The 3,376-nt window shown below is 58.3% G+C and carries 4 protein-coding genes and 1 pseudogene; 1 reads left to right on the forward strand and 4 read right to left on the reverse strand.

What is annotated here, in order from left to right:
* Nucleotides 1–14: 14 nt before the first annotated feature.
* Both HMPREF9538_RS13690 and dinB read right to left on the reverse strand, forming a co-directional pair.
* Nucleotides 15–467: a GNAT family N-acetyltransferase gene (locus HMPREF9538_RS13690; protein WP_004145818.1), complete on the reverse strand. Its 453-nt coding sequence runs from the start codon at nucleotides 465–467 to the stop codon at nucleotides 15–17.
* Between the two features lie 2 nt (nucleotides 468–469).
* A complete protein-coding gene (gene dinB / locus HMPREF9538_RS13685; protein WP_002889726.1) occupies nucleotides 470–1,525 on the reverse strand; it encodes a DNA polymerase IV in 1,056 nt (351 codons plus the stop codon).
* Nucleotides 1,526–1,684: 159 nt separating this feature from the next.
* On the opposite strand from dinB, the gene HMPREF9538_RS13680 reads away from it, so the two are divergent.
* Nucleotides 1,685–2,545, forward strand: coding sequence for a glycerophosphodiester phosphodiesterase family protein (locus HMPREF9538_RS13680; RefSeq protein ID WP_009485135.1), 861 nt, complete (start codon nucleotides 1,685–1,687; stop codon nucleotides 2,543–2,545).
* Between the two features lie 222 nt (nucleotides 2,546–2,767).
* On the opposite strand, the gene nqrM is transcribed toward HMPREF9538_RS13680, so the two are convergent.
* Both nqrM and HMPREF9538_RS30010 read right to left on the reverse strand, forming a co-directional pair.
* Nucleotides 2,768–2,983, reverse strand: coding sequence for a (Na+)-NQR maturation NqrM (nqrM, locus tag HMPREF9538_RS13675; protein ID WP_004178678.1), 216 nt, complete (start codon nucleotides 2,981–2,983; stop codon nucleotides 2,768–2,770).
* A gap of 2 nt (nucleotides 2,984–2,985) precedes the next feature.
* Nucleotides 2,986–3,376, reverse strand: a pseudogene (locus tag HMPREF9538_RS30010) (NADH:ubiquinone reductase (Na(+)-transporting) subunit F); the annotation flags it as partial.

Genomic DNA, 3,376 nt, shown 5'->3' on the forward strand with positions numbered 1-3,376 from the left:
TTTTTTACCCCGCATCACCTTAGCGCCACGCGTTTTTCCATCCGGTAATTAATAAACCACTCCCCGCGCGCCGCCACCCGCTGCTCAGCCACCACCTTAAAACCATGGGCCGTAAAACAGGGCTTTGCGGTAATGCTGGCGTCCACCGTCAGGATTTGCGCTGGATACTGAGCGCAGAGCGCCTCGATAAGCGCGCCGCCGATACCCTGGCGGGCACGATCCGGCGAGACGAACAGCAAATCGATATGCGTCCCGATGGCGGTGATAAAGCCAACCGGCTGGCTGTTGACCACGGCCACCAGGCCGATTGAGTCGGCCAGCTTTTGTCGCCAGCGCGTCTCATCCACCTGCGCCCAGGCCGCGATCTGCCCCGGGGTATAGTCCCGACTGGCGGTTTCCCGCACCGCGCGCAGAAAGATCTGGCAGAGCAGTGGCAAATCGCTGTCGCGGTAAGCACGAATATGCATGGCTAAATCCCTAATAAAAGCTGCCTTTCCAGCTGCGGATCGAGCAACGTCACGTGGAGCCCAACCAGGCGCACGCCCCGTCCGCCGCGGCGCTCATCCCAGGCTTTGTGCGCGGTGGCGATCAGATCCTCTTTGTTCAGCCGCGGCCAGACGTGCTCCTGGGTGGTCAGCTGGAAATCATTGAATTTCAGTTTAATGCCCTGACGGGCGATCAGCAGGTCAGGTTTGACCTTCGCCAGTCGCCTCTCCAGCTCGGGATAGAGGTTTTCGATAATCGCTTCGCACTCCGGCCATTCATGGATATCTTCCGCTAAGGTGCGCTCCACGCCCACCGATTTACGCTGCCGATCGTTATGAATTTCCCGCTCATCAATCCCGTGGCTGCGCTCCCACAGAATACGCCCGAATTTACCGAAGCGCTTAAGCAGCATGGCCAGATCGCTGTTTTGCACATCGCCACAGGTTCGCAGGCCCATATTTTCCAGCTTCGCTGCCGATACCTTCCCGACGCCGGGTATTTTCGCCAGCGGCAGCGCCCGCACAAACTCTGCCACCTGATGGGGGGCGATAACGAACTGGCCGTTGGGTTTATTCATATCTGAAGCGATTTTAGCGAGAAACTTCACCGGCGCCACCCCCGCCGAGGCGGTGAGGCGCAGCTCCCGTTCGATGGTCTGGCGGATCTCCTGGGCTATCAGGGTGGCTGACCCGTGACAATGCTCGCTGTCGCTGACGTCAAGATAGGCTTCATCCAGCGACAGCGGCTCAATGCGCGAGGTATAGCGGGAGAAAATTTCGCGGATATGGTTCGAGGCTTCTTTGTAGGCATCGAAGCGGCCGGGAAGCAGCGTGAGATGCGGGCACAGCTTGAGCGCCGTCGCCGTCGGCATGGCGCTGCGCACGCCAAACTTACGCGCAGGATAGTTCGCGGTACTAATCACGCCACGTTGTACCCGACTGCCGCCTATCGCGAGGGGAATATCGCGCAACGCTGGGTTGTCGCGCATCTCCACCGCCGCAAAGAAACAGTCCATATCGACATGGATAATTTTACGCATCGTCAGACTCAACACTGTATACCCATACAGCATAGCAAAATCAGATGCGAATTTTATGCTTTTTTTATTTCATCGGCTAAAAAAGCGGTTAAAACATAAAACTGCAATAAATTATGTTTATTTTCATTGGGTTAAAAGATAAACCAGGAAGATGTAATCATGAAGAAAATACTTACCGCGCTTTGCCTGCTGGCCACCGCTGGCGCCTGGGCCGCTCCACAGCTGATAGCCCACCGCGGCGGCACCGGCGATGCGCCGGAAAATACCCTGCCGGCCATTAAGCTGGCGCTGGAGAATAACGCCGAAGCCATCTGGGTCACGGTGCAGTTAAGCCGCGACGGCGTACCGGTGCTCTACCGGTCAAGCGATCTTTCCGCATTGACCAATAGCGAGGGCAAAGTTTCCGGTTTGACCGCCGCCGAGCTGGCGAAAGTCGACGCCGGCTGGAAATGGGGGGGTGACAGCCACCCGTGGCGCGGTAAGCAGGCCACCATTCCGACCTTGCAAAGCGTTTTACAGCAATGGCCGCACACTTTTTTCTATATCGATATCAAATCTCCGGATGCCGATCCGACCGTGATGGGCCAGCGCCTGCTTGAAGTGTTAAAAACCACCGATAGCCTCGATCGCGTGCGGGTCTATTCCACCGAAGACCGCTATATCGCCGCCCTGCCGCCAGCCATCCCTCGCTTTGTCACTCGCAGTGAAACCCGCACCAGGCTTGCCAATATTTCGCTCAGCCATCAGTGCCAGCCAGCGAGTCAACGCGATGGTGAGCAGTGGTATGGACTGGAGCTGAAGCGCAAAGTCGAGGTGGTGGAGAAATTCACCCTTGGCGAAGGGATCTCCCCGGCGACGCTCACCTGGGATAAAGAGGCAATGGATTGCTTCCGCTCGCAGGATAAAGCGCACATTATCTTCTTCGGCATCAACAGTGCGGAAGACTACCGCACGGCGAAAGAACTGGGCGCCGACGGGGTGATGGTGGATTCTCCGGCGCAGGCGAAAAGCTGGCAGTAAGGGAGTCAACGGCTAAAAAAGCCGCGAAAGCGGCCTCACATTGCTGGCATGTTGTTGCCGGGTGGCGGCTGGCGCCTTACCCGGCCTACAAAACCGAAGCAGCAGCCCCGGCATGCGCAGCGCCGCCGGGCACGGAGCCGCTTTATGCCGGGTGGCGGCTGGCGCCTTACCCGGCCTACAAAACTGAAGCAGCAGGTCCGGCATGCGCAGCGCCGCCGGGCATTACAAAATACGCCGCTGCTGACGCTGCGCCTCGCGGGCGAGGCGCTTTTTACGCGCGTCGCACGGTTCCGGACAATCGCAGACTTTCTCCAGCCCCAGCGCGGAGATCCCACCGCAGCTGCCCTGGATGCTCTTGCGCTTCACCAGGTAGCCCAGCGACATGCCGAAGATCACCAGCGCAAAAATCACAAAGGTCGCGATAAATACCGTCAGCATCGTCAGCCTCCAAAGTCGTCGAGGAGAATATTCTCGTCCTCGACGCCCAGATCTTTGAGCATCTTAATTACCGCGGCGTTCATTACCGGCGGCCCCCACATGTAGAACTCGCAGTCTTCCGGCGCCGGGTGATCGCGTAGATAGTTCTCGTACAGAACGTTATGGATAAAGCCGGTATGCCCGGTCCAGTTATCTTCCGGCAGCGGATCGGAGAGCGCGACGTGGAAGGTAAAGTTTGGATTGTCGCGCGCCAGCTGTTCAAACTCCTCATCGTAGAACATTTCGCGCAGCGAACGGGCGCCGTACCAGAAGCTGATTTTGCGCGTGCTGTGCAGGCGCTTGAGCTGGTCGAAAATATGCGAACGCATCGGCGCCATCCCGGCGCCGCCCCCC

The organism is Klebsiella sp. MS 92-3 (assembly GCF_000195655.1).
Classification (GTDB): Bacteria; Pseudomonadota; Gammaproteobacteria; order Enterobacterales; family Enterobacteriaceae; genus Klebsiella; species Klebsiella pneumoniae.

Bases quoted from the DNA above. Each gene is read 5' to 3' on its own strand.
- HMPREF9538_RS13690 (WP_004145818.1), bottom strand. From the start codon at position 467: ATGCATATTCGTGCTTACCGCGACAGCGATTTGCCACTGCTCTGCCAG.
- dinB (WP_002889726.1), bottom strand. From the start codon at position 1,525: ATGCGTAAAATTATCCATGTCGATATGGACTGTTTCTTTGCGGCGGTG.
- HMPREF9538_RS13680 (WP_009485135.1), top strand. From the start codon at position 1,685: ATGAAGAAAATACTTACCGCGCTTTGCCTGCTGGCCACCGCTGGCGCC.
- nqrM (WP_004178678.1), bottom strand. From the start codon at position 2,983: ATGCTGACGGTATTTATCGCGACCTTTGTGATTTTTGCGCTGGTGATC.